The 2,961-nt window shown below is 53.2% G+C and carries 1 rRNA gene; it reads right to left on the reverse strand.

The features are described 5' to 3' along the window. Window positions 1–9 precede the first annotated feature (9 nt). Window positions 10–2,942 (reverse strand): 23S ribosomal RNA (locus tag DFR62_RS17255). Window positions 2,943–2,961: the final 19 nt, after the last annotated feature.

Consider the following 2,961-nt stretch of genomic DNA (forward strand, 5'->3'; position numbering starts at 1 on the left):
TTCAGTTTGTTGGTTAAGTCCTCGATCGATTAGTATTCGTCAGCTGCACGTGTCGCCACGCTTCCACCCCGAACCTATCTACCTCATCGTCTTTGAGGGATCTTACTTGCTTGCGCAATGGGAAATCTCATCTTGAGGGGGGCTTCGTGCTTAGATGCTTTCAGCACTTATCCCGGCCACACATAGCTACCCAGCGATGCTCTTGGCAGAACAACTGGTACACCAGCGGTGTGTCCATCCCGGTCCTCTCGTACTAAGGACAGCTCCTCTCAAATTTCCTGCGCCCGCGACGGATAGGGACCGAACTGTCTCACGACGTTCTGAACCCAGCTCGCGTACCGCTTTAATGGGCGAACAGCCCAACCCTTGGGACCGACTACAGCCCCAGGATGCGATGAGCCGACATCGAGGTGCCAAACCTCCCCGTCGATGTGGACTCTTGGGGGAGATAAGCCTGTTATCCCCGGGGTAGCTTTTATCCGTTGAGCGATGGCCCTTCCATGCGGAACCACCGGATCACTAAGTCCGTCTTTCGACCCTGCTCGACCTGTCCGTCTCGCAGTCAAGCTCCCTTGTGCCTTTACACTCTGCGAATGATTTCCAACCATTCTGAGGGAACCTTTGAGCGCCTCCGTTACTCTTTAGGAGGCGACCGCCCCAGTCAAACTGCCCGCCTGACACTGTCTCCCAAGCCGCTAAGGCTTGTGGGTTAGAAGTTCAATACAACCAGGGTAGTATCCCACCGACGCCTCCCCCGAAGCTGGCGCTCCGGGTTCTCTGGCTCCTACCTATCCTGTACAAGTTGCACCAAAATTCAATATCAGGCTACAGTAAAGCTCCACGGGGTCTTTCCGTCCTGTCGCGGGTAACCTGCATCTTCACAGGTACTATAATTTCACCGAGTCTCTCGTTGAGACAGTGCCCAGATCGTTACGCCTTTCGTGCGGGTCGGAACTTACCCGACAAGGAATTTCGCTACCTTAGGACCGTTATAGTTACGGCCGCCGTTTACTGGGGCTTCGGTTCGCACCTTCGCTTGCGCTAAGCACTCCCCTTAACCTTCCAGCACCGGGCAGGCGTCAGCCCCTATACGTCACCTTACGGTTTTGCAGAGACCTGTGTTTTTGCTAAACAGTCGCCTGGGCCTATTCACTGCGGCTCTCTCGGGCTTTAACACCCTACCAGAGCACCCCTTCTCCCGAAGTTACGGGGTCATTTTGCCGAGTTCCTTAACGAGAGTTCACTCGCTCACCTTAGAATTCTCTTCTCGCCTACCTGTGTCGGTTTGCGGTACGGGCACCTCCCGCCTCGCTAGAGGCTTTTCTTGGCAGTGTGAAATCAGGGACTCTGAGGTTAAACCTCTTGCCATCACTGCTTGATGTACATAGAAACGGGATTTGCCTCGTTTCTCATCTCACAACTTGGACGTGCACAACCAACGGCACGCTCACCCTATCCTTCTGCGTCCCCCCATTACTCAAACGGCGGGGAGGTGGTACAGGAATATCAACCTGTTGTCCATCGTCTACGCCTATCGGCCTCGACTTAGGTCCCGACTAACCCTGAGCGGACGAGCCTTCCTCAGGAAACCTTAGGCATTCGGTGGACGGGATTCTCACCCGTCTTTCGTTACTCATACCGGCATTCTCACTTCTAAGCGCTCCACCAGTCCTTCCGGTCTGACTTCAACGCCCTTAGAACGCTCTCCTACCACGGACATCTACGATGTCCATCCACAGCTTCGGTAATCCGTTTAGCCCCGGTACATTTTCGGCGCAGTGTCACTCGACCAGTGAGCTATTACGCACTCTTTAAATGATGGCTGCTTCTAAGCCAACATCCTGGTTGTCTAAGCAACGCCACATCCTTTTCCACTTAACGGATATTTGGGGACCTTAGCTGGTGGTCTGGGCTGTTTCCCTCTTGACTACGGATCTTATCACTCGCAGTCTGACTCCCAAGCATAAATCACTGGCATTCGGAGTTTGTCTGAATTCGGTAACCCGGGATGGGCCCCTAGTCCAAACAGTGCTCTACCTCCAGGATTCTCTTCTTGAGGCTAGCCCTAAAGCTATTTCGGAGAGAACCAGCTATCTCCAGGTTCGATTGGAATTTCTCCGCTACCCACACCTCATCCCCGCACTTTTCAACGTGCGTGGGTTCGGGCCTCCAGTAAGTGTTACCTTACCTTCACCCTGGACATGGGTAGATCACCTGGTTTCGGGTCTACAACTGCATACTCACTCGCCCTATTCAGACTCGCTTTCGCTGCGGCTCCGGCTTCTCACCTTAACCTTGCATGCAATCGTAACTCGCCGGTTCATTCTACAAAAGGCACGCTATCACCCATTAACGGGCTCTAACTACTTGTAGGCACACGGTTTCAGGATCTATTTCACTCCCCTTCCGGGGTGCTTTTCACCTTTCCCTCACGGTACTGGTTCACTATCGGTCACTAGGGAGTATTTAGCCTTGGGAGATGGTCCTCCCGGATTCCGACGGAATTTCTCGTGTTCCGCCGTACTCAGGATCCACTCTGGAGGGAACGAACTTTCAGCTACGGGGCTATTACCCTATCTTGCGGACCGTTCCAGGTCGCTTCGCTTAATCCGTTCCTTTGTAACTCCGTATAGAGTGTCCTACAACCCCAGAAGGCAAGCCTTCTGGTTTGGGCTGATCCCGTTTCGCTCGCCGCTACTTGGGGAATCGCATTTGCTTTCTCTTCCTTCAGGTACTTAGATGTTTCAGTTCCCTGAGTCTGCCTTCTCATGTGCTATGTATTCACACATGGATACTGCTCCATTACGAACAGTGGGTTTCCCCATTCGGAAATCCCCGGATCACAGCTCACTTACAGCTCCCCGAGGCATATCGGTGTTAGTGCCGTCCTTCTTCGGCTCCTAGTGCCAAGGCATCCACCGTGCGCCCTTATTAACTTAACCACTGAATGGTCAAAAAAAT

Source organism: Planococcus citreus, assembly GCF_003664125.1.
Lineage (GTDB): Bacteria > Bacillota > Bacilli > Bacillales_A > Planococcaceae > Planococcus > Planococcus citreus.